General features: G+C 41.3%; 27 protein-coding genes and 1 pseudogene. 10 read left to right on the top strand and 18 right to left on the bottom strand.

Annotated features, from left to right (window positions below):
- Positions 1-2: 2 nt before the first annotated feature.
- The 7 genes from V6R21_RS01440 to V6R21_RS01410 form a co-directional block, all read right to left on the bottom strand.
- A complete protein-coding gene (locus V6R21_RS01440; RefSeq protein WP_334240188.1) occupies positions 3-1,193 on the bottom strand; it encodes a TonB-dependent receptor plug domain-containing protein in 1,191 nt (396 codons plus the stop codon).
- Between the two features lie 92 nt (positions 1,194-1,285).
- On the bottom strand, positions 1,286-2,254 hold the full coding sequence (locus V6R21_RS01435) for a FecR family protein (protein ID WP_334240186.1): 969 nt from the start codon (positions 2,252-2,254) through the stop codon (positions 1,286-1,288).
- 84 nt (positions 2,255-2,338) lie between these two features.
- On the bottom strand, positions 2,339-2,911 hold the full coding sequence (locus tag V6R21_RS01430; RefSeq protein ID WP_334240184.1) for an RNA polymerase sigma factor: 573 nt from the start codon (positions 2,909-2,911) through the stop codon (positions 2,339-2,341).
- A gap of 424 nt (positions 2,912-3,335) precedes the next feature.
- Positions 3,336-4,313: an alpha/beta hydrolase gene (locus tag V6R21_RS01425; protein WP_334240183.1), complete on the bottom strand. Its 978-nt coding sequence runs from the start codon at positions 4,311-4,313 to the stop codon at positions 3,336-3,338.
- A gap of 79 nt (positions 4,314-4,392) precedes the next feature.
- Positions 4,393-5,376, bottom strand: a complete 984-nt coding sequence (gene gap / locus V6R21_RS01420; RefSeq protein WP_334240182.1) for a type I glyceraldehyde-3-phosphate dehydrogenase — start codon at positions 5,374-5,376, stop codon at positions 4,393-4,395.
- 464 nt (positions 5,377-5,840) lie between these two features.
- Positions 5,841-6,386, bottom strand: a complete 546-nt coding sequence (locus V6R21_RS01415; RefSeq protein WP_334240180.1) for a YceI family protein — start codon at positions 6,384-6,386, stop codon at positions 5,841-5,843.
- Between the two features lie 283 nt (positions 6,387-6,669).
- Complete coding sequence (locus V6R21_RS01410) at positions 6,670-7,536, bottom strand: helix-turn-helix domain-containing protein (protein ID WP_334240178.1); 867 nt, start codon at positions 7,534-7,536, stop codon at positions 6,670-6,672.
- 248 nt (positions 7,537-7,784) lie between these two features.
- Here V6R21_RS01410 and V6R21_RS01405 point away from each other — a divergent pair, with 248 nt between their 5' ends.
- A complete protein-coding gene (locus tag V6R21_RS01405; protein WP_334240176.1) occupies positions 7,785-8,201 on the top strand; it encodes an OsmC family peroxiredoxin in 417 nt (138 codons plus the stop codon).
- A 58-nt stretch (positions 8,202-8,259) separates the two neighbouring features.
- Here the strand turns inward: V6R21_RS01405 and V6R21_RS01400 are convergent, their stop codons facing one another.
- The 4 genes from V6R21_RS01400 to V6R21_RS01385 form a co-directional block, all read right to left on the bottom strand.
- A complete protein-coding gene (locus V6R21_RS01400; protein WP_334240174.1) occupies positions 8,260-9,039 on the bottom strand; it encodes an alpha/beta hydrolase in 780 nt (259 codons plus the stop codon).
- Between the two features lie 74 nt (positions 9,040-9,113).
- Complete coding sequence (locus tag V6R21_RS01395) at positions 9,114-9,722, bottom strand: Crp/Fnr family transcriptional regulator (RefSeq protein ID WP_334240172.1); 609 nt, start codon at positions 9,720-9,722, stop codon at positions 9,114-9,116.
- 184 nt (positions 9,723-9,906) lie between these two features.
- Entirely contained in the window at positions 9,907-10,608 is a 702-nt protein-coding gene (locus tag V6R21_RS01390) for an SDR family oxidoreductase (RefSeq protein WP_334240170.1), read from the bottom strand.
- A 116-nt stretch (positions 10,609-10,724) separates the two neighbouring features.
- Positions 10,725-11,315, bottom strand: a complete 591-nt coding sequence (locus V6R21_RS01385; RefSeq protein WP_334240167.1) for a TetR/AcrR family transcriptional regulator — start codon at positions 11,313-11,315, stop codon at positions 10,725-10,727.
- 587 nt (positions 11,316-11,902) lie between these two features.
- Between V6R21_RS01385 and V6R21_RS01380 the strand changes: the two genes are divergently transcribed.
- The 7 genes and pseudogenes from V6R21_RS01380 (at position 11,903) to V6R21_RS01355 (ending at position 16,824) form a co-directional block, all read left to right on the top strand.
- Positions 11,903-13,912 carry a cation:proton antiporter domain-containing protein gene (locus V6R21_RS01380; protein WP_334240166.1) on the top strand — a complete coding sequence of 670 codons (2,010 nt, stop codon included), beginning with the start codon at positions 11,903-11,905 and terminating at the stop codon, positions 13,910-13,912.
- 102 nt (positions 13,913-14,014) lie between these two features.
- Positions 14,015-14,419: a hypothetical protein gene (locus V6R21_RS01375; RefSeq protein WP_334240164.1), complete on the top strand. Its 405-nt coding sequence runs from the start codon at positions 14,015-14,017 to the stop codon at positions 14,417-14,419.
- Positions 14,400-14,987: a hypothetical protein gene (locus V6R21_RS01370; protein WP_334240162.1), complete on the top strand. Its 588-nt coding sequence runs from the start codon at positions 14,400-14,402 to the stop codon at positions 14,985-14,987. The genes V6R21_RS01375 and V6R21_RS01370 overlap by 20 nt, the downstream gene beginning before the upstream one ends.
- Positions 14,988-15,435: 448 nt before the next feature.
- Positions 15,436-15,690: a hypothetical protein gene (locus V6R21_RS01365; RefSeq protein ID WP_334240160.1), complete on the top strand. Its 255-nt coding sequence runs from the start codon at positions 15,436-15,438 to the stop codon at positions 15,688-15,690.
- A 50-nt stretch (positions 15,691-15,740) separates the two neighbouring features.
- Positions 15,741-15,872 (top strand): annotated as a pseudogene (locus V6R21_RS32375) (hypothetical protein); the annotation flags it as partial.
- A gap of 237 nt (positions 15,873-16,109) precedes the next feature.
- Positions 16,110-16,487: a hypothetical protein gene (locus V6R21_RS01360; RefSeq protein WP_334240157.1), complete on the top strand. Its 378-nt coding sequence runs from the start codon at positions 16,110-16,112 to the stop codon at positions 16,485-16,487.
- On the top strand, positions 16,456-16,824 hold the full coding sequence (locus V6R21_RS01355) for a hypothetical protein (RefSeq protein ID WP_334240156.1): 369 nt from the start codon (positions 16,456-16,458) through the stop codon (positions 16,822-16,824). Before V6R21_RS01360 ends, V6R21_RS01355 begins: the two co-directional genes overlap by 32 nt.
- Positions 16,825-16,879: 55 nt before the next feature.
- Here V6R21_RS01355 and V6R21_RS01350 read toward each other — a convergent pair whose 3' ends face one another.
- The 5 genes from V6R21_RS01350 to V6R21_RS01330 form a co-directional block, all read right to left on the bottom strand.
- Positions 16,880-17,449 (bottom strand): transposase family protein, encoded by a 570-nt coding sequence (locus tag V6R21_RS01350; protein ID WP_334240154.1) that lies wholly within the window; start codon positions 17,447-17,449, stop codon positions 16,880-16,882.
- 52 nt (positions 17,450-17,501) lie between these two features.
- On the bottom strand, positions 17,502-17,645 hold the full coding sequence (locus tag V6R21_RS01345; protein WP_408612967.1) for a hypothetical protein: 144 nt from the start codon (positions 17,643-17,645) through the stop codon (positions 17,502-17,504).
- A gap of 471 nt (positions 17,646-18,116) precedes the next feature.
- Entirely contained in the window at positions 18,117-19,796 is a 1,680-nt protein-coding gene (locus tag V6R21_RS01340) for an ATP-binding protein (RefSeq protein ID WP_334240036.1), read from the bottom strand.
- Positions 19,797-19,866: 70 nt separating this feature from the next.
- Positions 19,867-20,883: a hypothetical protein gene (locus tag V6R21_RS01335; protein ID WP_334240034.1), complete on the bottom strand. Its 1,017-nt coding sequence runs from the start codon at positions 20,881-20,883 to the stop codon at positions 19,867-19,869.
- 99 nt (positions 20,884-20,982) lie between these two features.
- Positions 20,983-21,621, bottom strand: a complete 639-nt coding sequence (locus tag V6R21_RS01330; RefSeq protein ID WP_334240032.1) for a helix-turn-helix domain-containing protein — start codon at positions 21,619-21,621, stop codon at positions 20,983-20,985.
- Between the two features lie 214 nt (positions 21,622-21,835).
- Between V6R21_RS01330 and V6R21_RS01325 the strand changes: the two genes are divergently transcribed.
- Both V6R21_RS01325 and V6R21_RS01320 read left to right on the top strand, forming a co-directional pair.
- Positions 21,836-22,033 carry a hypothetical protein gene (locus tag V6R21_RS01325; protein WP_334240031.1) on the top strand — a complete coding sequence of 66 codons (198 nt, stop codon included), beginning with the start codon at positions 21,836-21,838 and terminating at the stop codon, positions 22,031-22,033.
- Positions 22,034-22,309: 276 nt separating this feature from the next.
- Positions 22,310-23,242, top strand: a complete 933-nt coding sequence (locus V6R21_RS01320) for an IS1595 family transposase (protein WP_334240152.1) — start codon at positions 22,310-22,312, stop codon at positions 23,240-23,242.
- Between the two features lie 31 nt (positions 23,243-23,273).
- Here the strand turns inward: V6R21_RS01320 and V6R21_RS01315 are convergent, their stop codons facing one another.
- Complete coding sequence (locus V6R21_RS01315) at positions 23,274-24,950, bottom strand: arylsulfatase (protein WP_334240150.1); 1,677 nt, start codon at positions 24,948-24,950, stop codon at positions 23,274-23,276.
- Between the two features lie 27 nt (positions 24,951-24,977).
- Entirely contained in the window at positions 24,978-26,012 is a 1,035-nt protein-coding gene (locus V6R21_RS01310; RefSeq protein ID WP_334240149.1) for a glycoside hydrolase family 43 protein, read from the bottom strand.
- Positions 26,013-26,082: the final 70 nt, after the last annotated feature.

The raw sequence follows: 26,082 nt of genomic DNA, 5'->3' as shown, positions 1-26,082 counted from the left end.
GGCTAGTTGTAGAAAGTACCGTTGTCAATATTCTCCCACTCCTCCGGTGTAAAGAATTTCTTGTTATCTCTGCTAGTGTCCTTTCCTTGGTTTTCGAACAGTTTTGTATAGAAGTCCACATACGAAGCATCGTCGTACATCTCTGGCAGGTTGGTCGCCCGAACAATACCTACTGAACCTTGGTAGTTGATTCTTGAAACGCCTTCCTCACCTCTTTTTGTAGTCACAATCACGACACCATTGGCACCTCTTGCACCATAAATTGCTGTTGCAGAAGCATCCTTCAGGATGTCAATACGTTCAATGTCAGCCGGGTTAATATCTGCCAGACCTGAGTTTGAAAGGATTCCGTCGATCACATACAATGGCTCATTGGAATAGTCAATGGAATTTACTCCCCTGATATTGATGCTGTAGCTGTTACCCGGACGACTATTGTTACGGACTATATCTACCCCGGCAAATTTACCTTGAATAGCTCCAGCAGGGTCAACGGCACCAGTTTTTACAATCTTATCACTATCAGAAGAATTCACAGCACCAGTCAAGTCTTGCTTCTTCTGTGTTCCGTAACCAACGACAACAATCTCATCCAGAATTTTTGAGCTTGGCACCAAAGCTATATCCAGTGCTGAACGGTTATTGACAGGAATTTCAAATGGCTCATAACCAACATATGTTACTTGTAACACTGCATCAGAAGAAGTAACAATTGAAAAGTTACCATCAATATCAGAAATGGTTCCCAGATAGGAGTTCTTTACAACAACTGAAACACCAATCAAAGATTCACCGCTCTCCTTATCAATCACTTTACCAGAAACCTTCACCTTGGATACTTTTCTGATTGAGATACTTTGACCATCTTGCTTGAATTCAAGCTTTGCATTTTCTGCAATTACAGAAAGTACTTTATTCAAAGGTTGGTCTACCAGATCAAAGTCATAACTAAACTTATCCTTTAGTACAGCATCCGAATACCTAAATTCCAGACCTGTAGACTCTTCCAGTCTTTTAAAGATTTCCACCAACCTTGCATCTTCAACCTGCAAGCTTATGACTTGTTGATTCGTAGTTTCCTGTGCCATTGCAGGGGATGCTGCCAGTACAAGGCAAAGTGAAGCCACTACCCATATTTGATTGCACTTGACAATAAACATGGACTTCTTTTTAAAAAGTCTCCTAAAATTCATAATTTTGTTTCTGCTAAAAAAGGGTAAAAAAATACTCTAATCTGGCTGGGATTGCGCCAACAATTCCAGCTTTTTTTATAATTAATTAAAAATTACTGTGCTATCTCTTCAATCTGAATAGTTGAATCGTTCAGATAATTAACTTTCAGGTCAAAAATAAACTTTATATCATCCATTACATATTTGAGTGTTTTATCCTGATAACTACCCTGTAACGATCTACTAAACAGATTCGCTGATTTTACAGTGATATTTACGCCATACCATTTCTCCAACTCAGGTATTGCTTCTGATAAAGGGACATTATTAAAATGTAAAATTTCCTTACTCCAATCTGCATAAAGGTCTGCCTCCGCACTATTCAATACAATGTTACCTGTATTGGCTTTATATATTGCTTGATCATTTCTTTCTAAATAAACGGCATTACTTTCATCTGCTACAGGATTCACCTTCACTTTTCCTGAAGTAACCGTCACAGCAACTTCATCTGTTGCCTCTCTGATATTAAAGCTTGTACCCAATACTGTGGTAACTACATCTGCAGAATGTACTACAAATGGCTTTTTAGTATTACGCTTAACTTTAAAATAAGCTTCTCCTCGGAGTGTAACAGAGCGGAGATTTTCTTCAAAAACTATTGGATATGATAATGATGAGTTAGAGTTGAGTACTACTTCAGTACCATCAGGTAAAACTATTGTCTGCCTATCTCCGCTTACAGTCTGAATTTCGACCCTTGCTAAAGGAGTAGTTGATGGCAAGTTTTGATTTTGATCAAACTGATAAAAGCCAATCCCAAAAAGTAAAATAATGACAGCTGCAACTGTACCATAACTTGCCCAATAGAGAATAATCTGTTTTCTCTTTTTTCCTTCATTAATGTTAATTCTGCCTAAAACCCTTTCCCTACTATTACTGATTTCTTCAGCTGAAAGCTTATTGCTCTCCACCAGTTTTTTCTGAACCAACTTATCTAACTGCTGGTACTCTTCTGTACTTGCCGTACCCTGACCGGCTCTTCTCAGTAATTTTCTAAATGCTTCTTCAACTTTCATCATAATACGAATACCCTTACACTTCACTATACTAGTGTCGACAAATAGGAAATCGTACTATCCTAAAATTCGCATTTAATCAATAGTTCATATTTGTAATAGAAAGGCAATAATCAATGAAGATGAGTTAATAAGATCTTTCTTGTAAAGTTCTTTTTTAAGTATGGATAGGGCTTTTGAAAGTTGGTTCTTGACAGTCTGCTTTGATAAGTTGAGTTTTGAGGCAATCTCGTCATGTGAAAGTCCCTCATACCTGCTCAACTCAAATATCTGTCGACAGGCATTAGGCAACGTATTAACAATATTATTGACCTCTTCTTTAATTTCAGCATGTTCCACAATAGAATAAACATTTTCATCAGCAATGGTCTCGTGGTACTCTTCCAGCAACTCCGTAATATTATCACGTTTTGACCAAGTTTTGTAAACCTGATACTTTGTCATCTGAAAAAGGTATGCCTTTAAATCTTTAATATTTCGATATTGCCCTTTTTCCCATAAGTCAATAAATACAGTCTGTACAATATCCTCACTGTCTTCCTTGTTTGAAGTCAGCTTGTAGGCGAAATTAAAAATAGCATCAAAAAAATAGGCAAACAACAATTGCATCCCAACCGAATTTCTCTCTGCTATTAACTTAAGTATCTTTTGTTCAGTCATAACCCATCGTTTCTCAGTCAGCAAATTAATAGCTTTTAGATCAACTGAAGGTTAAGACAGTATTATGATGTTTTATGATATGTCATACGATTCAGTATTTGATGGCAAATTAGGTTATAAAATAAAAATAATGTCCCCGAACCATTGAGTTGTATTTCCTATATATGCTTGCATAGACTGAAACACAACTAGCTCCAATCTCAATAATGCTATATTAATGTAGGTATTGTGACAGATTACACCATCATGGACAAACGCCTTTAAGTACCTTCTTCGTAATTGTACCATTGGTACTACAAGTGGAAAGGTACTAACAGTAAACTCTTAATCATTGAATACTACTTTCCAAAAATGTAATCTTAGTTGATATTCCAATATAATTAACCATGGATAGTTTAAATAAAACTATCCATGGTTAACTCAATTATTTCAATGTCTCCTTCAGGAATGCGCCAGCTGCACGCATGGCATCCTGCACGGCAGGAATTTTCGCCAAAGGGTTAAGCAATCCATAATCGTGAATCAGTCCGTTGTAGCGGGTGAGTGTTACTTCTACTCCGGCTTCATCCATTTTTCGGGCATAACTTTCTCCTTCATCCCTTAACACATCACTTTCTGCTGTCTGCACATGTGTCGGAGGCAATCCTTTTAACTGTTCAATGCTTGCCTGCAAAGGCGAAGCATAATTTTCCTTCCGTTTTTCCTTGTCGGGAATGTAGCAATCCCAAAACCATCTCATCATATCCTTTGTCAGAAACCTTTCCTCGGCAAAAAGATTATATGATTCTGTTTCAAGGTTGGCATCAGTAACGGGCCACAACAATAATTGTGATTTTATTTTCGGTCCATTTTTGTCTTTTGCCATCAGCACTGCAACGGCTGCCATGTTTCCTCCTGCGCTATTCCCTGCCAGTCCCAGTTTTTTTCCATCAACACCAATCTCTTTTCCATTTTCTGCTACCCATTCCGTTACGGCATAAATTTCATTGATGGCTTTCGGATAAATATCTTCCGGTGAAGGAGAATAATCCGGAAACACTGCCACTGCCCCACTGTAAACCACAAGGTCACGCACCATTCTTCTGTGCGTTGGGTAATCACCCAAAACCCATCCGCCACCGTGGATAAAAATAAAAACAGGTGCATTGTCTTTTGCGCCTGTAGGCTTTGTTATATGAATGTTTACAGTGTAGCCGTTGTGTGTGATACTTCGTTCTGCTTCTTCAATTCCAGAGTAATCCACTTCAACTGATTTTTGCGCTCCCACCAGTACCTGACGTGCATCTTCGGGTGGCAATTTTTCAAGAGGAGGTCCGTCTCCTGCATTAAGCGCTTTCAGAAAAGCTTTTACTTCCGAAAAAATTATTGGATCATTTTCTCCCTTAAAAGGACGTTGTGCCATAGTTTTGATTCAGTTAGCGTTTGAGAAATAATATTCAGGCAAAGGGATTGATCAATTCGTTTTGTTTATCCCTTTATTATTAGAGTTCCAGCATCTGTCTTATCATTTGGTTGGTAAATCCCCATTCATTGTCGTACCATGCCATCACTTTTACAAGATCACCATCCACCACTCTTGTCATCTGCAAATCAATTGTGCTGGCAAAAGTACTTTTGATGATATCACTCGAAACCAAAGGCTCATCCGTTACGGCAAGCACTTTTTTATATCTTTCTGTTTTTGATTCTTCAATCAGTATCGCATTGATTTCTTCTGGCGTTGTGTCTTTTGCCGCCAAAAAAGTTATGTCTGAAATGGAACCTACCGTAACGGGAACCCTTACGGCAACGCCATCAAATTTTCCTGCGTATTGGGGCAATGCCTTTGTGGTTGCGATGGCTGCTCCTGTTGCTGCAGGAGTCAGGTTAGCCGCTGCTGCTCTTCCCATCCTGAATTCTTTTTTTGAAGGCGCATCGATCAAAGTTTGCGAAGCTGTATAGGCATGAATTGTATTCAGAATTGCTTTTCTGATGCCGAGTCTTCTTCCAAGAATCTCAATGATCGGACTGATATTGTTTGTCGTACAACTGGCGCAAGAAAAAATGGAAGTGTGTCCGTCTTCCGTATTTACACCATGCACAACAGTTGGAGTATCCTTTGTTGGGCCGGAGATCACCACAAACTTGGCACCTGCCGTGATGTGTTTTTCCGCATCATTTTTATTGGTGAAAATGCCTGTGCTCTCAATAACGATATCAACGCCAAGTTTTTTCCATGGCAACTCCAACGGATCCTTGATGGAAGTGTATTTTATTTTGTGTCCGTCCATTGAGATTGTATCGTCCTTGAAGCTTACATCCTTTTCGTATTTGCCATACACACTGTCATACTTCAGGAGGTACGCTGCATTTTCAATATTCATCAGGTCATTGACGGCTACCACTTCCAGACCTTCCGTCTCATAAATAATTTTCAGTGATGCTCTGCCAATCCGTCCAAAACCATTGATGGCGATTTTTTTCATAGCTTCTGGGTTTATAGAAAAAAACATATAACGACTACAACACAAACAGCTTTGTGCTCAAAGAGAAATGTAAGCATGTCAATGGCCATCCGTAACAGCCACATAGTTATGTTATCAGAAGAGAGAAGTAGCTGTCTTTCTCAGACAAGCTCCTTACTTAGAGGAAAACAGCGTTTTGAATCTTTAGATTCATTTAAAAAAGATGATTATTGAGAGTAATAACTCTAGACGTTTAGCAATTCTAACAAGAGTAACCTGATATGTGAAATAAGTTCAAAAAATAATAGGGTCTAATGACTTTCCTTTGGTCTAATACGATTTATTAAATTATCAGCAATGTTAGTGTTTCAAAAGAGGTAAGACATGCCATACTAATTTTTTTATCTATTAATCAACAAAGCTCCTAAAAAAAAGAAGACGGCATATTTTGCCGTCTTTTCTTTTAACCAAACCACTTAGTGTGCTTATCCAAGCACCAGCTGCACGTTCAAAGCCAAACGTACCTCATCACTTACCACAACACTTCCCGCCTCAGTCAGTGCATTCCATTTAAGATCATATTCCTTGCGGCTAATCTTACCGATAATTTCGAAACCTGCCTTTTCCTGTCCATACGGGTCCACTGCCCTGCCATTGTACTCCACTTCCAGTAATACTTCTTTCGTTACATCCTTGATAGTCAGGTTGCCGAAAAGCTCGTAACTACCATCAGCTTTTTTATGGAATGCAGTTGACTTGAACTTCAATGTTGGGAAGTTTTCTGCATCAAAGAAATCCGCAGACTTCAGGTGCCCGTCACGTTGCTCATTTTTTGTATCAATGCTGTTGATATCAGCCTCGAAAGAGATTTCCGCATTCTCAAAATCATCTGCCTGCGCTTCTACGCTACCCTTGAATTCATTGAATGCCCCTGTTACTGTAGACACCATCATGTGTTTTACTTTGAAAAAGATTTCAGAGTGTACAGGATCAATTGACCAAAGTGTTTTTACGTTTGATGTAGTGCTCATCTTATTTTGATTTTAAATAATAAAACAATGCTGTATAACCCTTCAGGCATTTTCACATACTTACCGTTTGATTTGCCTTTCTGGTTAATTATTTAGAACACTACAAAGATGCGGGATATTGAATTATTCAGAGATACAAAAAAGGAAGAGGTATATATAAAAAAGTCGGATATTTATGCAAATCATCATTTTTAAAGAAAAAAAAGGTCTATAAATGCTATTGATAGCTATATAGACCTTTTTGATGTATTTTATTTACATGTAAAATAATATAGAATTATTCCTATTTACGCTCTCTATATTCAGTAGGCGAAACCCCTGCCATTTTCTTAAAGAATCCACTAAAGTGAAGAGGTTCTTCAAATCCCAATGTCAGGGAAAGTTCTTTTATACTCTGGTCAGAATGCAGCAGCAGCCTCTTGGCTTCCAGTGTAATCCTGTCCTGTATGAGCTGCTTGGCAGTCTTTCCCGAGGTTTCTTTCAATGAGTAGCTCAAATGCTTGGTGGTGACAAACATTGCCTCCGCATAGTCAGTCACCTTATGCCATTCAAAATAATGCTGATCCACCATACGCTTGAAATCCCTCAACATACAGATTCCCGTATCCTGTGTATCATGGCTGGAAGCATCCAGTGTACAACTGTTGTTACAGTAGATCAGGAATAACTGCAATAGCGCACCCATCGCCTGACTGGAATAGTGTATTTCACCTTCCACGCATTCCAGCATGTCCAGCACTACCTTTTCCAACTTACCGAAAGTTTTTGCATCAACTGCCAATGGTGGTGTTTCACCAAACGACCTGAAAAGATTGATATTGGATATAAAGCTCTCCGGAATATTGTTCTCAATCAGGAATTCTTTGGAGAAAGTAATCACCCACCCATCTGGCTCATCGGTCAGGTCCACCTGATGTACCTGTCCTGGACTTATGAAATGAACCTGACTTGATGCCATTGGATAGGTCTTGTAGTCCACTACATGTTTGCCTACAGCTTCCCTGATCAGTAGCACCGTATAGTAGGCATGTCGATGAGGAACGTCTTTCTTATTCGATGCAGCCTGAAAGATCGTTTGCATTTGCTGGATATTGAATGGCTTTGATGCTGCACGCTCAGCCAGAGAACTGTTGGTGTTTTTGGGTGACATGATTTTCACATGTTTAAGCAGTTTAAAAAACTATATTGATCTCAATACTAATGTTTAAACATCATTATAAGAAGAAGTGTTATCAATTCTTTTTCAAAAATAATGATAGCACCTCGCAAAGGTCCTTATACAAAAGTAAATACAGCCATAGAACCTACCTTTCTGATTAGTTGTTCCGCTAAAAGAACTTACAGTGTATTACTCTAAATTACAATTACTTTCTCTAATCCCTCTCATCTTATAAACTTATGAAAAGACACGCAACAGCCGTCTGGAACGGTTCAGGCAAAGAAGGCAAAGGCACACTGACTACACAAAGTACAGTGCTCAACCAAACCCAATACTCATTCTCCAGTCGTTTTGAGGATGGTATAGGTACAAACCCCGAAGAACTGGTGGCCGCAGCCCACGCCGGTTGCTTCACCATGAAGCTCAGCTTTTCGCTGGATGAAGCCGGTTATACCGAAAAGGAGATCTCCACTACCTGCAAGATCAACTTTGTGAACGGTAAGATCACAGAATCATTTCTGACTGTGGAAGTGAAAGGCAACAACATCGATGAAGAAGCATTTCACAAGTGTGTGAAAGATGCGGAAGAGAATTGTCCTATCAGTGTCCTTCTGGATACGGATATAAAAGTAGAGGCAACTTTGATCAATGCATAAATAAAAGCCGTTGGAGTCTGTAATCTCCAACGGCTTTTTTACTATACAACCGTGCAGTTCAGTTGAGCCACTCGTGTATATAACTGGCCACTTCCTGCCAGTTAGGCAACCCGAGGACAAAGTGGTTGTTGCCTTCAAACTCCTTAAAACCCGTGATTGAACCTGTATCCTTGTAGCTTTGGAAATTTCTCTTGTTCAAGGTAGCTGGCATAATGTTGTCTTTTCCACCTGCAATAAACAGTAAAGGGGCATGAGGTTTCTTGAAGTCAATCTTGGCCACCAAAGACAAAGCGCCTCTCGATACTCTCTTGGATTCTGGAATCGTATTTTCCTCATACGCTTTCTTCTGCTCTTCCAATGACATCCCGTTGGTAAAAGTATATTGCCAATCCTTGAAAGACATCATATAAGTCTTGTCCAGTGAGGTGAATAAGCCTAGTGATTTCCATGTGGACTTGAGGAAAGTAAACTCGAACGGGATCACTCCCAGTGGCGGTACGGAATGAATTACCACTGCTGCTTCTGCCACTCCCCTGCTCACCAGGATTTGTGTGATCAATCCTCCCATCGAATGCCCGATCAGGATAGGTTTCTCAGATAGCTGGTTAATGAAATACTCATAGTGGTTAACCACATCTTTTAGAGACAGTTTTGCCAACTGGTAATCGTCCGGACGTTTGTTTCTCAGTTCTGCTGGTACTGCATTCTTATGAGGCCATGATGGGTTATATACCGTAAACCCTTTCTCCTTAAAATAGTGCTTCCAGCTGTCCCATCCGTGGTGGGTTACGAAGTTGCCAGTAATGAATACGATCGTTTTTGAATTTGCCTTTTTCATAACTTTACTATTTGGTTATGAAGCAAATTTCATCCATAGCATGTTCTTAAAGATTAACCCAAGTTAAAAACGCATCACTTACCTGAAATTCTTTTCCGTATCCTGCTTAGCGAAGGACCCTGTATCCCAAGGTAAGAGGAGATATGGTAAAGTGGCACCTCATTGAGCAGGTCAGGATGCTGTGCCACAAGTTCAAGATACCGCTCCTCTGGTGGTGTAAACATAAAACTCTCAGCCCTTGACATAGCTGCCCCAAATGCCATCTCAGCCATCAGCCTTCCCATACGTTCCCATTTGTGCGAAGTATTGTACAACTGATCTAGGTGCTCCTTATGGATATAAAGCACTTGTGATTCGGTCATGGCCTGTGTATAATATTTGCATGGTGATTGGGTCAAAAAACTCTGAAATGAGGAAATCACCTGATGTTTTGAAAAGAAAAACACATTCTTCTCCTCCCCTGTCTCCTCTTGTATAAAATAGGTTCTGAATACACCCTCCAACACAAAGCCCAGATACTTGCACACCTGTTTGTAGTCATTGAAACTTTCCTTTTTCTCGTATTTCCTAAACTGCCAAAAACCTTCCGAAATCTGAAACTCCTGCTCATCTATCCCTGCCAGTGTAAACAATGCCTGTTGCAATACCTGCAAGGGAGTTGGCTCTAAATTTTCTGAACTCATAGATCTGCTTCTGTATCTTTTGTAAAAAACTCACCTTAAAAAACCATTATTCCTCTGGTTTTAAACACCTTTCAAAGTACAGAAGACCGCTATAAAATGAAAAGTCCCGGATAAATATTACCCGGGACTCCATGTACAAGGAGGAGACATCTCTCACTCCTCTGATACTATACAATGCTACATGTTATAGTTTCACAATCTCTTTCCCCATTTCTCCAACAGGAACCAAATACTGTTTTTTCTCAAATGCCAACAGCAGCTCTTCTGCGACTTCCTGTGGCGGAATACCATTTTCCCTACCACCAATCTCTGCAGAAAATGCTGTGTTCACCAATGGAGGGATCAGTTCGTAAACTTCCACACCTAAATCTGCATTGATGGTTTCACGCAAGGACTCTGTGTAAGAGTGCAAGGCAGCCTTACTTGCCGCATAGGTTGGAAGCGCTGCAAATGGTCTGAAAGCCGCCACTGAGGTAACATTGACCACTGCTGCACTTTCCTTGCCTGACAACAGCGGAAGCAGTTTTTCCGTCAGCCTTATAATAGACAGGTAATTGGTGATAATCTCCCTACTAGCCTTTTCATAAGCGTTTGCTTCAGCAACTAGCGTATAGTATACAGCTGCTCCTGCATTATTGATCAAAATATTCAGGTCTGGGTGATTGCTTTTCACTTCTGCAACCAGTCTTTCTACATCATCCTCAATTGTAACATCCCCCTGAAAAGGAATCACATTCTTCAGCTGTCTTGCCGCATCCTGCAACCTGTCTGCGTTTCGTCCAGTAATGATTACCTTGTTTCCTTTTTCTGAGAACAGTTTTGCTATTTCAAAACCAATACCTGCTGATCCTCCTGTGATAAGGATTGTGTTTCCTGAAGTTTTCATAGATTTTTTAATTTTATACCGATCGGTATATTTTTGTTTAAAAAAATTTTCATCAATCGAATGAACCATGAATTGCTTTGCAATATTCCTCCAAAGAGGTCAACCCATGATTGTATTTATGTCATTTCAATGCGAACCATTGAGATTACTCTGTCTATTGCAGCATCAAGCAATGCTGGCTTTTCCATAATCTTTGACATCATGATACCGCCTTCAATCATCGTCACAAACGTATAGGCGTATTCACGGGCATCCAGTTCTTTCCTGAACTCCCCTTCTGCTTTTCCTTTCTCTATCACCTCTGCCAACTCATTGGTCAGGTTAAGGATGCTGTTCCTGACATGTTTCTTCAAGACGGGATAACTGTCATCAGCCTCAACGGATGCATTCAGGATAGGACACCCTCCTCTCTCTGAGAATGTATGCCAATCACTTCTGTAAAACTCTGCGAAAGCAACCAGCTTGTCGGTAGCAGTTTCCTTGACACTCATCATCGCCCGCATCTTCATACCTAGTTCATTTACATTAAAGTGATAAGCTTCAATGGCGATATGGTCCTTGTTCTCAAAGTTGCCATAAATGGCGCCCTTTGTAAGACCTGTAGCCTGAATGATATCAGAAATCGCGGTACCAGCATACCCTTTCTTGTTAAACAAGGGTGCTGACTTCTCAATGATAAATGCTTTTGTTCTATCTGCTTTTGACATACCGTTTCATGAATTACAACTTAATAACCTAAAAATATACCGATTGGTTTATTTCATGGGTGGGATTTCATAATTTAATTTCACTTTACACTGATTATCAATCAATTAAAATCTAATCTCTACATTCAAATAATGGAAACTTAAAAAAGTAAAGCGGAGACAATACATAAAAAATTGATTCCGCTTATCAATAGAGGATTGTATGTAATAGCACTCACTTATTAGACCTTATCACGACTATTTGAATAATGTGATTTTTTCAAGGGTATAGCTGGTCAAATAAAAAGAAGAAAACAGTGAATGGCAATAGCCATTCCCAATTTGCAATAAAGAGAAGGATTGTTGCGATAAAAGGAAATATCCTGCCTTTATCAACCAAACTTCCCATATGGATTTAGCACTATTTTTTTCTGAATCCGAACGCAGGAATGAGTATTTTTATCAACCATAACAGGAAAGGACTGTTGGTATACAGATCAATTCCAAAATCCTGTTTTGACCCATACGGCCTGCCGCCAACTCCGCCATCTACTTTTTGGCTGCACCTGCCGGATATACACTGATTCTAACAACTAAACTTATGAACTATGGAGCTGGCATTATTAACAGACATGGTAGTCATTCTTGGACTTAGTGTGCTGATTGTTCTTGCATTTCAGCAAATGAAACTACCGCCCATTCTTGGATTCTTGCTTGTTGGTACTATAGCCGGACCTACCGGCTTTGACCTGATCCAAAGCAGCCATGAGGTAGAAATACTGGCTGAGATCGGCATTGTATTCCTGCTTTTTGTGATCGGGATTGAATTTTCAATAAAGGGTTTGCTGTCCATGAAAAAGGTTGTCCTGCTAGGAGGTGCTTTACAGGTTGTAGGTACAATAACCATCGTCGCCATTACGGTATATTGGGGAGGACTTTCCATGGAGTCCGCTATATTTCTTGGTATGCTGATCTCGTTGAGCAGTACTGCGATTGTACTGAAAATATTGCAGGAGAAAGGGGAGCTTACCACCCCATACGGAAGAATCAATGTCGCCATCCTGATCTTTCAGGATATTGCTGTTGTCCTTATGTTACTGCTGATTCCATTCCTTGCAGGGGAACTAACCTTATCTGGTGTTTCACTGCTCTTACTGGTCTCAAAACTGATTATCATTGTGGCCATCATTATCATTATGGCTAGATACCTTGTGCCGGTACTGTTCAGCCATGTGATCAAGACAAAAAGCAAGGAACTCTTTATACTTACCGTGGTAGTGCTATGTTTTGCTACTGCCTGTATCACAGCGTATGCAGACCTTTCACTGGCACTCGGAGCATTTTTTGCCGGACTTATCATCTCTGAATCCGACTACAGCCATCAGGCTACTGCCAATATCCTTCCGTTCAGAGAAATCTTTATCAGCTTCTTCTTTGTATCGGTTGGCATGCTGCTGGACCTGCCATTTTTCTTTTCCCATCTGCTGATGATTTCCCTGCTTACAGCAGGTGTCTTCCTCTTCAAGACCCTGATCATATGGCTAACCGTAATCTTGCTAAAGTATCCATCAAAGACCGCTTTGCTTTCCGCACTTTCCCTCTTTCAGGTCGGTGAGTTTGCCTTCTTGCTGGCAGCCAATGGTATGCAATACAAGCTGCTGTCGCCAGATACTTATCAGTACTTTCTGGCTGTTTCCATTATCACCATGGCAATTACCCCATTTGTAATTGACTACTCTCCTAATCTAACCAACAGGCTGCTCAGTGCCCCATTGCCAACGCCTGTCCGCAGAAGGCTCAAAGCATTGCAGCAAATCAAGCTTTCTGAACAAAAAAGGGAAGAACAACAACTGAATGACCATATCGTAATCATCGGATATGGTATCAATGGGGAGAATGTCTCAAAAGCAGCCCGAAAAGCCCAACTACCCTACGTAATCGTAGAGCTGGACCCAGAAGTAGTCATGACTGCCCGACAGAACAAGGAACCAGTGGTCTTTGGTGATGCCGAAAATGACCTGATTCTCCACCATGTACAGATGCACAAGGCGAGGGTTGCTGTAATTGCCATTTCATCACCCAAGACGACACAACATATCATAAAAAGGATAAGGCAGTTCTCTCAGGAAGTGTGTATCATCGTCAGAACCCGTTATATCAAGGAAATCGAGGAATGCCTGAGATTGGGTGCCGATCAGGTTATTCCAGAAGAGTTTGAGACGTCCATAGAGATTTTCGTGCGTGTACTGGATAAATACCTGATACCATTCGACAAGGTACAGGAATTTGTGAACAGTATCAGGTCCAGTAACTATGCGGCATTGAGGGCATCCTACAACAATGGGGAAGATAACTCGCTCACCAAATTCAATATTCCTGAGATGAGAATCTCCACACTGCAGGTACAACAGGGACCGAACGAGATTGTCGGGAAACCAATCCATTCAGCGGGTATCCGTGCCAATTACGGGATTACGATTTTGGCGATCAGAAGGCAAGGAAACTACATTACCCAGATCGAGGCTTCCACCACGATCGAGCAAGATGATATACTGTATGTATTCGGCAAACCTGACAACATTTCAATACTGAACAAGTACCTACAGTTTTATTACTAGGTTACCATACCAGAAAGAAGCAAGCATTGATAATCAAACTTTGTTGCAGACAAACGGATAGCCATTTAATTTAATGTATTGTATTTTACACATAATAGTGTCATGGATGCATTAACTACTGTTATTCATGATAGTAAGGGGTTAAAGAGTCTAAAACAGAGCTATCCTGTAGCTTTGAAATCAATAACTGAAACAGGATATAATAGTGTATCTGAAAATGGCACTAAACCTTTGATAATAATAGGGATTCAAGAAAGTGAATTAAGCAATACTGCGTCTGGAGCATCTGGGCTTAATCATGAAGAAGTTGCACATGGCAATGACATTATAAAAACAGATAATAAGAATTCTAATGCAGAAGATCATCTTGATTACTATGGTGAAAAAACTGATTTATCTCCGGATGATGATGAAGTAAGAACTGATCAAAAGTATCGGAATACGGAAGCAAAAAAGCAATTAGATGAAATTGATAAAATAATTGAAGATGAAAGGAATAGAAAGTAATTATATGATTGTTTTTTTAATTATCATATTGATGAGTTGTGATGTTATATGCAGTGAATACATTAAAGTGCCTTCATTTGGAGCTGAATATTCAAATCCCTACGTTTACATTGATGAGAAGTTAGATGAGTGTACATACTCTATTTCCGGTATTTTAATGATAAATAACGTTGTTAATGAAATTAAAGGAGAAGTTAAGAAAGTTGATAATTCTTTAGTTGTTAAACTTATAGCTCCTAGATCTAAAGAATTTACTTGGTTTGATTTTAAAGTTGAAGTTGGGAGCGTTTATCGCTGTTATTTATCGGATTGTACGAATTTCACAATGATTTTGGAGAGTATATTTAAGGATTCAAGAAGAGGTGATGTATACTTTTTTAAACAAAAAAATGGGTATTTATATGAGGGTATTAGCTTGGATATTGTTTACTTAGTTACACAAGAAGAAGGAGTTATTGGAACATATTTGATAGGAAAAGAATGTGGAGAAGAGGTTATCGCAGGTCCAGAAGGTGACATACTATTGGATCAGGTAAAATATAAGCAACGGTTTGTTAGAATGCTGTAATAAAATTTCAACAGACTAAATAATGTAGCCTCACTGGCACAAGAATGCGGGTTGATTAGCGTAATGGCTTTCTTGTGCCAAAACTTATGGAAAGGGTTTGCTTCCTAATTACTCGTAGGCAAAGCAAACCAATCAAAAATCAAGAGACAGCTCAATCTATACTGGGTAGTCTCTTGTTGGTTATAAGCCAAGTGAATTTGAGGATGCCGATATCAACCGAATTGCGCTCAACCCCAAAATAGGCTGCTGGTCACAGGTACTGAATGGCAACAACGCTCAGGTGGCCTATGGTACCTACAAGGTGATTAAGGTAAAGAAAGGGTAGGTCGTAAAAGCGGAGGCATTTGCCAGGCACTACGCTACCCAAAGCGGCAACAGTTTTGCAGTCGGTGCCTTTAGCCCTATATTCGGTCAGGACCTTGGGTTGGAAGGTAGTACCGCATTTGGTATGGGCTGTAGTGGCTTTGCTTATACTGACCATTACGATACATCGGCTGATGTGCCAGATGGCTATATGGGCGCTCACCTCTCCCTGATTTGGCTGGACGAGCAGGAGTCAGATACAAGCGAGGTGACCAAGATGGTCTTTGACACCCAAGGGCAGTGGCACCAGCTGACTATTAAGGAAGAGGGACCTCAGGACGGTTACGCTATTGTGTATATTGCCAATGAGGCCAGTTTGATATTTACTTTGATGACCTAAGCGTAGAGCTATGGGATTTTGTGGCATAGGAGAATCACTATTATCCATTCGGGGGTAACTTGGTGGGGTTTGAGAAGCAGGGTAGTCCGGACCACCTTTACCAGTACAATGGCAAGGAGAAGCAGTTGGAGACTGGTTGGATGGATTATGGAGCTAGGATGTATGACCCGAGTGTGGGGTAGTTTATGAAACACGATAGGTATTCAGAGAAATATTACTCTTATACACCATACCATTATACGATGAACAATCCTGTATTATTTATTGATATTAATGGCGATTCTACTATACTATCCTTTTTAAAAGGATTAAAATTTGAAGGTAGTGTAAGTGCTGGATTAGAGGTTGGGTTTTAAACTCCAGTATTAGCGGGAGAGTTTAGTGTTGTTTCTACTAAAATATATTCTGAACAAATTGAGGTGACTGGTGAAGGTGATGTGAAAAGTACTATGCAACTATTAACATTAAAGACTGATAATGGAGGGAAAACAACTAATGATGGGAAAGTAGAATTATCAGCATTGGGTATTAGTGGTAATGTACTTGGATATGGAGGCGCAAGTAAACTTAAACAAAATATAGATAACAACTTACGTTCTAGTGATGCTGTTTGGGAAACAGAAAAATCCTTAATAGGAAAAGGGATGGCTCAAAAGGAAGTTGTATCTTTGGATTACTATACAGGGGATGTTGTTGAGTCTAAAAATGAAACTAGTATTACAATAGGTGCTAAGTTTTTTATCGGTTTTGAACTTAAATTGAGTTATGAAAAGGTATATGATGTTAGAGGGGAATAGAAGGAAAATAATAATAATAGCAGTTATGTTTATTATTTTTGTAGTAATAGTACGAGAGACTATTTCATATAAGACTATAAGTCGACAACCTCCATTTATTCAAGAAGACTATGATAGTTTAATTTTAGATGGTAATATATTAAAGAATATAGGAGGAATTAAAAATGGAAAGCTTTTCTATAAAGATTTCACAAAAATCATAGAAAGTAGAGCGGATACAACTTCATATAAAATTGTACTATATGGCGAACATAAAACATTAGAATACAATGTGAAGCTGTTTAAAGTTAGGCAATATGAATGGAAGAAATTAGATGTCTCAATCTTAGTGAAATAATTTTAATCTAAAAGAATAACAGGCTAAATTAATAGACTTTATCACGAATAAATCATTATGTTTCTAGTTTTGCTCTAAATCGGTTTCTGAAATTGTGTAATCCAGTTGCTATCAGCATAATCTGATCTCTAATTTGATCTCTTTTCAATCGGATCACCTCTTTGACCATCCGTAAGCGTTTGATACAACCAATCACATGCTCAACTCTGACACGAGCTCTGGAGATAATCCGGTTGGCTTCTTTCATATAGTCAGGCATTGAAAGTCCTGCTTGCTTTTTAAAGGGAATAATTACTTGTACATTTTCAATACTCACTCCCTGAAATCCTAAATCATGTACCATCGAAAAACCTTCTCTATGGAAATTCAGCGTCTCGTTGTCAAAGACAGTTTTATCATGTACGCTTCCTTCATAGGTTTGGGAAAGGAAACCGACTTCCCTGTTGCGATTGATGTTAATCAGGTTCTTGACCGTATGTTTCCCATGCTTTCCGCTGTAATGCTCTTCTTGTACTACATAGTCCGTTGAGCGTGGAACAGGACGGTCGGTCGCATCTTCCAACAAAATGGCGTCTATTTGTTCAGAGAGCCAATTGTCAAGGGTGTGCTCATCACGTGCAGGCAAAGAAACCAAGTCTGAAGCGGAAGCTTGCTGTTTTCAAGGACTGTCCCACTTTTCAGAGAGGTCCGGAACCGGCAGGATTTGCATTGCCATATTTCGATACTGGAGCACCAGTGATGGTTTTGACAACCACATTTCTTACAGGTAATTCCTTGCTTTTCGCGTAAACGGTGCATTTCCTTTTTACAGCTTTCCTCATCGGGAAAATGGGTGATGAATTCTATCAATTGCATGGCTTTACTGTCTTTTTTCAACAGTTAAGATACCTGCTCAGGTCGTAAGCTATTTACGTCCTAATAATTGGTTGTAATCATGCGGATACCCATTATTCTTTAATGTACTCATCATATTATAATCTAAAATAAAGCCACCAAAGGGCAGCTTTTTATCTTTACAACCGAAGGGAGGTGAGGTAGTCAATTGTACGTACATCACATCAGATGTACGTACAATTGACATACCTTGCTGTTAATCTTCGATTAACATCTGTAAGACTACTGCTATCTATCATAACTACAACTTCAAGTCTCTACTTGACATTTTCAGTATCCCTAATCAATTATGTAAACCCAGGTAAAATAATACTCTTCCCAAACCTCACCATGGAGGTTATTAAATAGAATGTAAAACAGAAAAGCCCTACTCCAAAAGGGAATAAAGCTTTCCAATTCTACAAGTTCAACACCTGTTTCATCTCTATTACATAGACCGGGTCCACATAGGCAATAAGCAGCATATGGGTGGCCTGTTCAAAGGATAGCGGCTGCTTGCCAAACCGTTCGTGGTCTATCCTCTCCAGGCTAATCCCCTTTCGCTTAAGGCTGCTGTAATCCGCCTTCTCCACCTCCCAACAGACAATCACATCCAGCTCATCAAACATCTTCTTGTCATTGTCAAAATCCTTGAGGATTCTGCGCAAAACCGGCTTGAACTCTACCACTACCTGATGCCTGTCCTTGAGTGCATACAGATCATAACGACTCCGGTAGCCTGACATCAAGGGGGCGATGTTTTTGATCAGTCCACTGCCTATCGCTTCAAAGAACAGTCCCACCAATGTTCCTTCCTGATTGACTGGCTCTTTCAGAAAACGGGAATGGGGATTTGAAAGGTCTGGAAAGGCGGCTATTTCCCTAAAGACCTGATTGCGGGACCACTCGGCCTTTTCTTCAATGTTATCCATATGGGGCATATGCTTGAATACTTTTGCAAAATCGTTGAAGAGTTTTGAGGCCAAGGATTTAAACACATCAGGGTTAATATCACTCAGGGATTTTCTGCCGATATCAAAGCGAAGCTCTCCATCCTCAAACAGCATAAAGGTCTGTCCCCAGTACAGGTCCTTTCCCGAAACCGGATGACTGATATCAATGCTGGTGGGCATGCCCTTTGTCGCAAGCTGGATCCCGGAGCCAAACTGGCAGTTCCACTTCGTTTCCTGCCCATCAGATTTCTCCTGTTTAAGTCCATGCTGGTTGGAGAGCTTCTCCCATACGCTGCGCATCGGTACGACACAACTCCAGTACTTGACCGATCGTCCCCTATGGGACAGGGCTCCTTTCCTGACAATGATCTTGCCCTGTATTTTAATGCGCTTCTCCATATCGGATCGATCCCCTCTCTGAAGGAAACGCAGGTACTCATCCATGTCCACAAGCATATGTTCCATTCCTTCGGTGGGCAGCAGGTAACGGAAAGGCAACCGCTCTTCTTGCTTTATTCCCCTTTTATCAAAATAGGTGAAGTCGACCTTAATATTGAGGTCACGGCCAAAAAGCCTGGCCGTATTTCCAAGGGCAGTTCGCGTCCTGAGCAAGAACTTTAGCTCCTCGAAGCTAAAATCAAAGATCGTCTCCTTCTCTACCCCGGTAAGGCTGATATATGTGCCCCTCCTAATATCATCGACTTGCTCATGCTCCACCTTGACAAACTCTTCCTCTCTGGTACGTTTCCAGTTATTTCCCCAACGGACAATGCCTGAGGAGGAAGTCTCTCCATCACCGCTGACAATAAAGAATCGAAAACAGGAAAATATGACATAGGTCAAACCTACCCCTTTTTCTCCCACCGTCTCCCAATCCCATTCCTTGTCTGTTGAGAAAGGTGCCAGCAGGTAAGGCAGCCGGCTTGAACTGATGCCACAGCCATTATCCTCTATCGAAATCTGCTTGTTGTAGGCATCAATTTCCAAATGAATTTTACCTTGCCCTGTTCCCCTCTGACGGATCGCGTCTACGGCATTTTGGGTAAGTTCTGCCAGAATATCCCAGGGAAGGTTGTAGCTTTCATCAATGCTCCGGATTGTTTTTTGGACCAGGGCCACATTCTGTTTTAAAAAATCGATTTCCATGATAAATAAAAAGTTTAGGGGTAAAACATCAGCAGGTGGTCAAACAACCCAACCTGCCGACCATTAAGTATTAGGAGGCTATACCTGCCTGCTGCTTCATACGCTTGAGCTGGGTGAAGTTCACCTTCAGCAGCTGGGAGAGTTCACGGGTATCGTGGACCTGCTCCTGATACCAGAGCTTTCGGAGTCGGTCCAATTTGCTGCTGGACAGCCGGGGTTCTCCGGTTGTAAAACCAATCACGGTCTGCCGGGGGTAAAGCCTGTCCTCTGCTCTCTCCTCCAGTCTGACCTGTCTGGTTTCTTTTCCGTCTGTACGTTGTTGTATTGCTTCCTCTCCTACCCTATACAGATAGAAGATGCTCCAGCTGTTGCAGGCAATAATCAATAGGTCCAACAGGACTGAAACCAGTCCGACCACCCAACTGTTGAATTGGCTACTTGCATGCAGCTCAAGACTTGCTGCTTTTTGCCTTGCGGCAAGTGCCGACAAGACTTGGGTTTTCTCTTTTTCCAGTTCCGAGACCTGCTTGAGGTACTCCCCGATCTGACGGTTTTCACTTGCTGAAAGCAATCCACCCCAGCGTTTGGCCTTGTGACTGTTGAGTGCGGCAATACTTGCCTCAAGACTTGCAACTCTTCCCTCAAAGTGTTGCCTTGTGCTGTCCAAGTCTTGTGCAAAACTGCTCTCCAAGACTTGCCCCTTGGTATCAAGTCTTGCGTGCAGGGCCTTGGCGCCGAAATAGCTGACTGTGATAGAGCCTACCGAAAACAGCAAGGCTAGCACAAGAAGGGTGGTGACTGTACCGCCTTTCAGGTAACGCAGGGTAAGTTGTTGCAACAGGGTTGCCTTGGCCAGTTCCCAAAGCGTGACAAGACTGATGGCCATACATAAAGAAAGCCAGAAGGGCAGGCTGGAGGATAGGGCATCAGCCAGAAAGTAGCAACCTGTGGCAATACTGGCCAGTGGGAATAGGTACCTGCCGACAAGGCCTGCAATGTACAGTTCCTTGTAAGTATCTATATAGGGTTTATCCATCAGCAGGCGGTCTGCCTGCTGACAAATGCGGTGATTGAGAATATTTCGCATCAGTTTAAACAGTGTTATGAAAAGTTGAGGCAATAGCGTATCGATCCCTCCTTGCCAAAGGGCAAAGAGCGGTAGTCAACTTTTCTTTTCCAGAATAGATTAGCTAAAAAGCAGGATAGGGCTACCCGCCTTAAGGGTACGTAAAAGCACTTGCTTGATAAGGTTAGGTTTGCCCTTACACCTTTCTTGCAGCATGGCTTTTGCCTTGCTGACAAATCGCTTGCTATGCACAGCGTCCTTGAAAGGTTTTTCTGCACTGACTAGGGAGAGGTAGCGATCGAAAAGCAAGTGAACAGCCTGCTCCAGCTTGGCTTTTCTCAAGTGTTCCGGAACCAGCTCAGGTGAGCTATGAATGATCTCCTCTTCTGAAAGTGTCTCTAGACCTGAAGAAATTTGCTCTGGATTGTCACTGGGATTGCTTTTTTCTTTTTGCGGAGAAAGCGTCTGCTTCAGCTGCTCAATCACCTCACCTACCCGGATGGTGATCTTGCGTCTCCAGCTTTTGGGGTTTTCGATGGCAAGTACACCAAAACGAACCAGCTCACGGATGGCTCGCTGTACAGTGGATATACTAATCACCAACTTTTCAGCCAGCTGGCTGTTGGTAAAATTCATATTGAGAAGGGCTGTCTTTTCTTTCTGGACAGCAGACAGGTAGGCAAAAAGTCGCTTGGCATTTCCGGTCAACTTACCGGACGCATTGACTTTTGCACGCAATTCAAGTATGTTTGCGCTCATAGATTCAATTAATTTTGTTTCTTACTGAAGCCCTTTAAGGTGATCTGTTTGGCGATGGAAACACCTTAAGTGGGCTTTTTTAATTACATTCTTTAATTTTGCTTTATATTAAAGGATAATCAAAAGTATCATGCTTTTTGCTTTTTGACAATTTTTCTAAACTAAAAAGCTTTACGTCAAAGCAAATAAAGAATGATTCTAAATAAATTGAATCATGACTAAAGAAAAAAAACAAACTACCTCAATTTCCATTACCAAAGAGGCTCAGAAAAAATTTGCTGAAATGCAATTTGAATATGTATTAGCAAAACGAACTAAATCAAATGCAAGTGATTTCTTGATATTTCTACTAGAGAAGTTTGAGAAAGACTTAAAAGCTGGCAAGATCAAACCAGATACAGACAATCAATAAGAGGGGATATCTCCTCTTTTTTATTCTCAATAAAAAAGCATAAGCCTTTCTATCTTATATACTTTCTATTTCTTCTCTATTATTATGTCGGTCATTCTGATGCAGCAGTAGGTCACGTTGATTCAGTAGTTAATCGTTTTGACCTTGTAGCTAATCAGATCAATACCCACATTTTATCTTTAATGGGTATCCGCATGATTACAACCAAATTATTAGGACGTAAATAGCTTACGATCTGAGCAGGTATCTTACTGTTGAAAAAAAGACAGTACAGCCATGCAATTGATAGAATTCATCACCCATTTTCCCGATGAGGAAAGCTGTAAAAAGGAAATGCACCGTTTACGCGAAAAGCAAGGAATTACCTGTAAGAAATGTGGTGGTCAAAACCATCACTGGTGCTCCAGTATCGAAATGTGGCAATGCAAATCCTGCCGGTTCCGGACTTCTCTTAAAAGTGGGACAGTCCTTGAAAACAGCAAGCTTCCGCTTCAGACCTGGTTTCTTTGCCTGCACCTGATGAGCTCAACCAAGAAGCCGTTTTCAGCCTTGGAAGTTCAGCGTCAGCTGGGACAGAAACGTTATGAGCCAGTCTGGGCTATGATGCATAAAATCAGGGCAGCCATGGGCAAAAGAGATAGTCATTACCAATTGGAGCAGTCCATTGAACTCGATGACGCTTTCTTCAAGCAGGTACTTCCTAAAGGAGATCCCCGACTGGAAGAGCCTGTCAAAAGAGGGAAAGGCAGCCAGCGGCAAGCCAAAGTAATGGTCATGGTCGAGTCTGAGCCAATTGAAAGCCCGAAAAAAGGGAAGAAACACCGCAGTTGTGGGTATCTGAAAATGCAGGTGGTTGACGATCTCACGTCAGACACTGTGCTAAAGGTTGTCCGTGAAAATATCAGTAGTCAGGTTCATGCCACCACCGACAGTGCTCCCTGTTTTGATCGACTTACTGAATGCATAAAGGAGCACACAAAGACTTTTGAACGTAAGCCATATAAAGTCTTGCCTTGGGTACATACAGCAATCAGCAATGCCAAAAGGTATTTGCTGGCTAGCTACCACATGATTTCAGAGAAACATATGCAGAAGTATCTCGATGAATTCTGCTATAAGTTCAACAGAAGATATTTCAATGAACATTTATTCGACAGGCTACTTGTCGCAATCATTGATAATCAAACTTTGTTGCAAAAAAGCAGATAGCCATTCACTTTTATATATAAACTACTCTTACTTACTGAGGGTTAGGATATACCTGATATGCATTTGCTTTCTGTTCCCACAAGGCTACCATTTCTTTGAGCTTATCCGGATATTTATCTGACAAATCCTGCAATTCAGTCTGGTCTTCCGCAAGGTTGTAAAGCTCCCACTTATCCGTTTCTTTCAGCATCACCAATTTCCAGTCTCCTATCCTTATTGCTTTGTTACCTAGATGCTCCCAAAACAGCAGGTCATGTTTCACCTTTCCAACACCCTGCATAGCAGGCAATAGACTTTTACCTACGGTTGGAGTGATAGTTCTGCCTTCAAAAGTCTCGGGGTAATTGGTCTGCGCCAATTCAACGAAAGTAGCCATCAGATCCGATACATGTCCCAGATTGCTGACAAAACTTCCTTTCTGCTGAATGCCTTTCGGCCAGTGTACAATCATTGGGGTACGGATACCACCCTCAAATACTTTGGCTTTAAAATAACGATAAGGCGTATTAGCCACATTAGCCCATTCCTTTCCTATTCCAGCATGAACGGTCTGTGGTCCCGGCAGCGATTTTTTATCTCTTGGGAATACGACGGTCTCTCCTTCCCTTGTTTCTCCGGCACGGTCAAAACCCGCTCTGATAGGCTGCTCAGGGCTTGCGCCATTGTCAGAGAAAAACAGGATAATGGTATTGTCCAGTTCTCCGGTTTCCTCCAGTTTTGCCACCAGATTGCCAACGGTTTGGTCAAGCCTATCAATCATGGCTGCATGTACTGCCATTGCATGTGCATCCCAAACAGTGTCTGCATTATCTTTCCATTTTTCCTTAAACATCCTTGGAGACAGTACCGACTCACTTTCTTTTAGCAGCCCCATGTCCACCATTCGTTTGTATCGGGTTTCCCTGATAGCATCCCAACCTTTTGTAAAAGTGTCCTTGTACTTTTCAATATCTTCCGGTAATGCCTGCAATGGCCAGTGCGGGGCACAATGTGCCACATACAGGAAAAATGGCTTGTCATCCTTGGCAAACTCATCCACATAAGCCACTGCCGAATCGCCAATTGCCACTGTATGGTAATAGTCAGCTGGTACACTCTCTACCGGCTCTTCGCCATTTACAAGACTGAACGGGTCAAAGTAATCTACCACACCCCAGATATTGCCATAATATTTCTCAAAGCCTCTGCCTGTCGGGTAGGATGCCCTGTCTGAAAAATCCCCGAAATTCTTTTGATGTGCCAGCCATTTTAATTGCTTCTCTCCTTTTTGGGCTTTGGTCAGTGACACGTGCCATTTACCGACCATACCCGTACGGTAACCTGCAGTTTTCAGCACTTCCGCTATTGTGACGGTATTCTCTGTCAGATGCCCTCGGTAACCGGACAGTCCCTTGTCACCAGTCATTGCTCCAATGCCTGCTTGATGTGGATAAAGTCCCGTCAGGAATGAGGCTCTTGTAGGGCAACATCTTGCCGTATTGTAAAACTGTGTCATCCGGATACCATTCTTCGCCAACCTATCCAGTGTGGGGGTATTGACTTCCCCTCCAAAACAGCCTAAGTCGGAATAGCCCAGATCATCTGCCATAATCACCACAATGTTGGGGCGTTTGTCTCTAGCTTCCTGCTGTACCGTTTTAGTAGTGCATGCCATCAAAAACAGCAGTAGAATGCCTAGTAAAAGTCGGGTCATGGTTAATGATTTCATGATTCCAGTATTTTTATTTTTCTGAATTTAAAGTGTTCCCAATAGCTGTCTACCGACTTCAATAAAATCGCCTTCGTCATAGAGTTCATAGATCTGAACCCTTGTTGCAGGTTGCTTGAAGTAACGGTGCAATACCAGCAGCAGCCTTCCGTCAAAATCCCTGAAAACCATGCCGTGCCCACGGTCATCCTCCAATAGTGGTGACTTGATATGCTTCCAAGGTCCTGTGATTTTTCCGGAAGTGGAGTAAGCATAGGTCTGGGCATATTTCTTTTGCCCCCAACTAGACCAAAAAAGCAGCAGTTTGCCTGTCTTTGTCCTGTACAGGTAAGGCCCATCCGTCACCACTCCCGGAAAACGCACTTCCTTGTAGTTAATCGACTTACGTGTCCAGTCCAGTTCCCCTGCCGAGAAAAGGGTAACCGGATCTCCGACCGTAGCTGATAGGTCATCTTTCAATCGGATCGCCTTGATTTTCCCGTCGTTTTCCTGTACCCATTCGTGGCAATACACCATCCAAGGTATGCCGTCTTCTTCCCAAAAAGTGGCATCCAACGTCATCTCTCCTTCCGGTGTATGGGCTTTGTTATCAAAAGGCTTGAACGGTCCCAAAGGAGTATCCGCTACCAGTATTTGTGAAGCCCTTTTGGTGATTTTTGGTCTGCCCTTTCTTTCATCTATCACCGTTTCCCAATCATTGAAAGTGACAAACAGGTAATATTTCCCTTTGTAAAAATGCACTTCTGGCGCCCATGGCGAATCCAGCTTGTCTGCCCAAAAGTCTTCTGGTACCTCAAAGACAATCTTCGGTATTGACCAATGCTCCAGATCCTTACTGACATACGCCTGTACACCTCCCCTTCCATTTGGAGATTTGGGCAATTGCCATTCTTTTTTGGGTGAATAGTTACCGTATATATAATATTGATGGGTTAGCGAATCAGCTAAAATACAAGGGTCATGTACAATTAGGTTATCAATATGAATGGGATATTCCTGTGCATAGCTGCCAAAGCCTATCATCATTAACAATAAACAGAAAACAATCAGTCGTTTTTTCATGTCAAATTTAATCATCAGGTGAAAAAAGAAAGAGGAACCATCAGCCCCTCTTTCTATAACTATTAGCTTA

It is taken from the genome of Limibacter armeniacum (genome assembly GCF_036880985.1).
Classification (GTDB): domain Bacteria; phylum Bacteroidota; class Bacteroidia; order Cytophagales; family Flammeovirgaceae; genus Limibacter; species Limibacter armeniacum.
The sequence above is the reverse complement of the archived record's forward strand: the minus strand, read 5'-3'. Positions and strand labels throughout refer to the sequence as shown.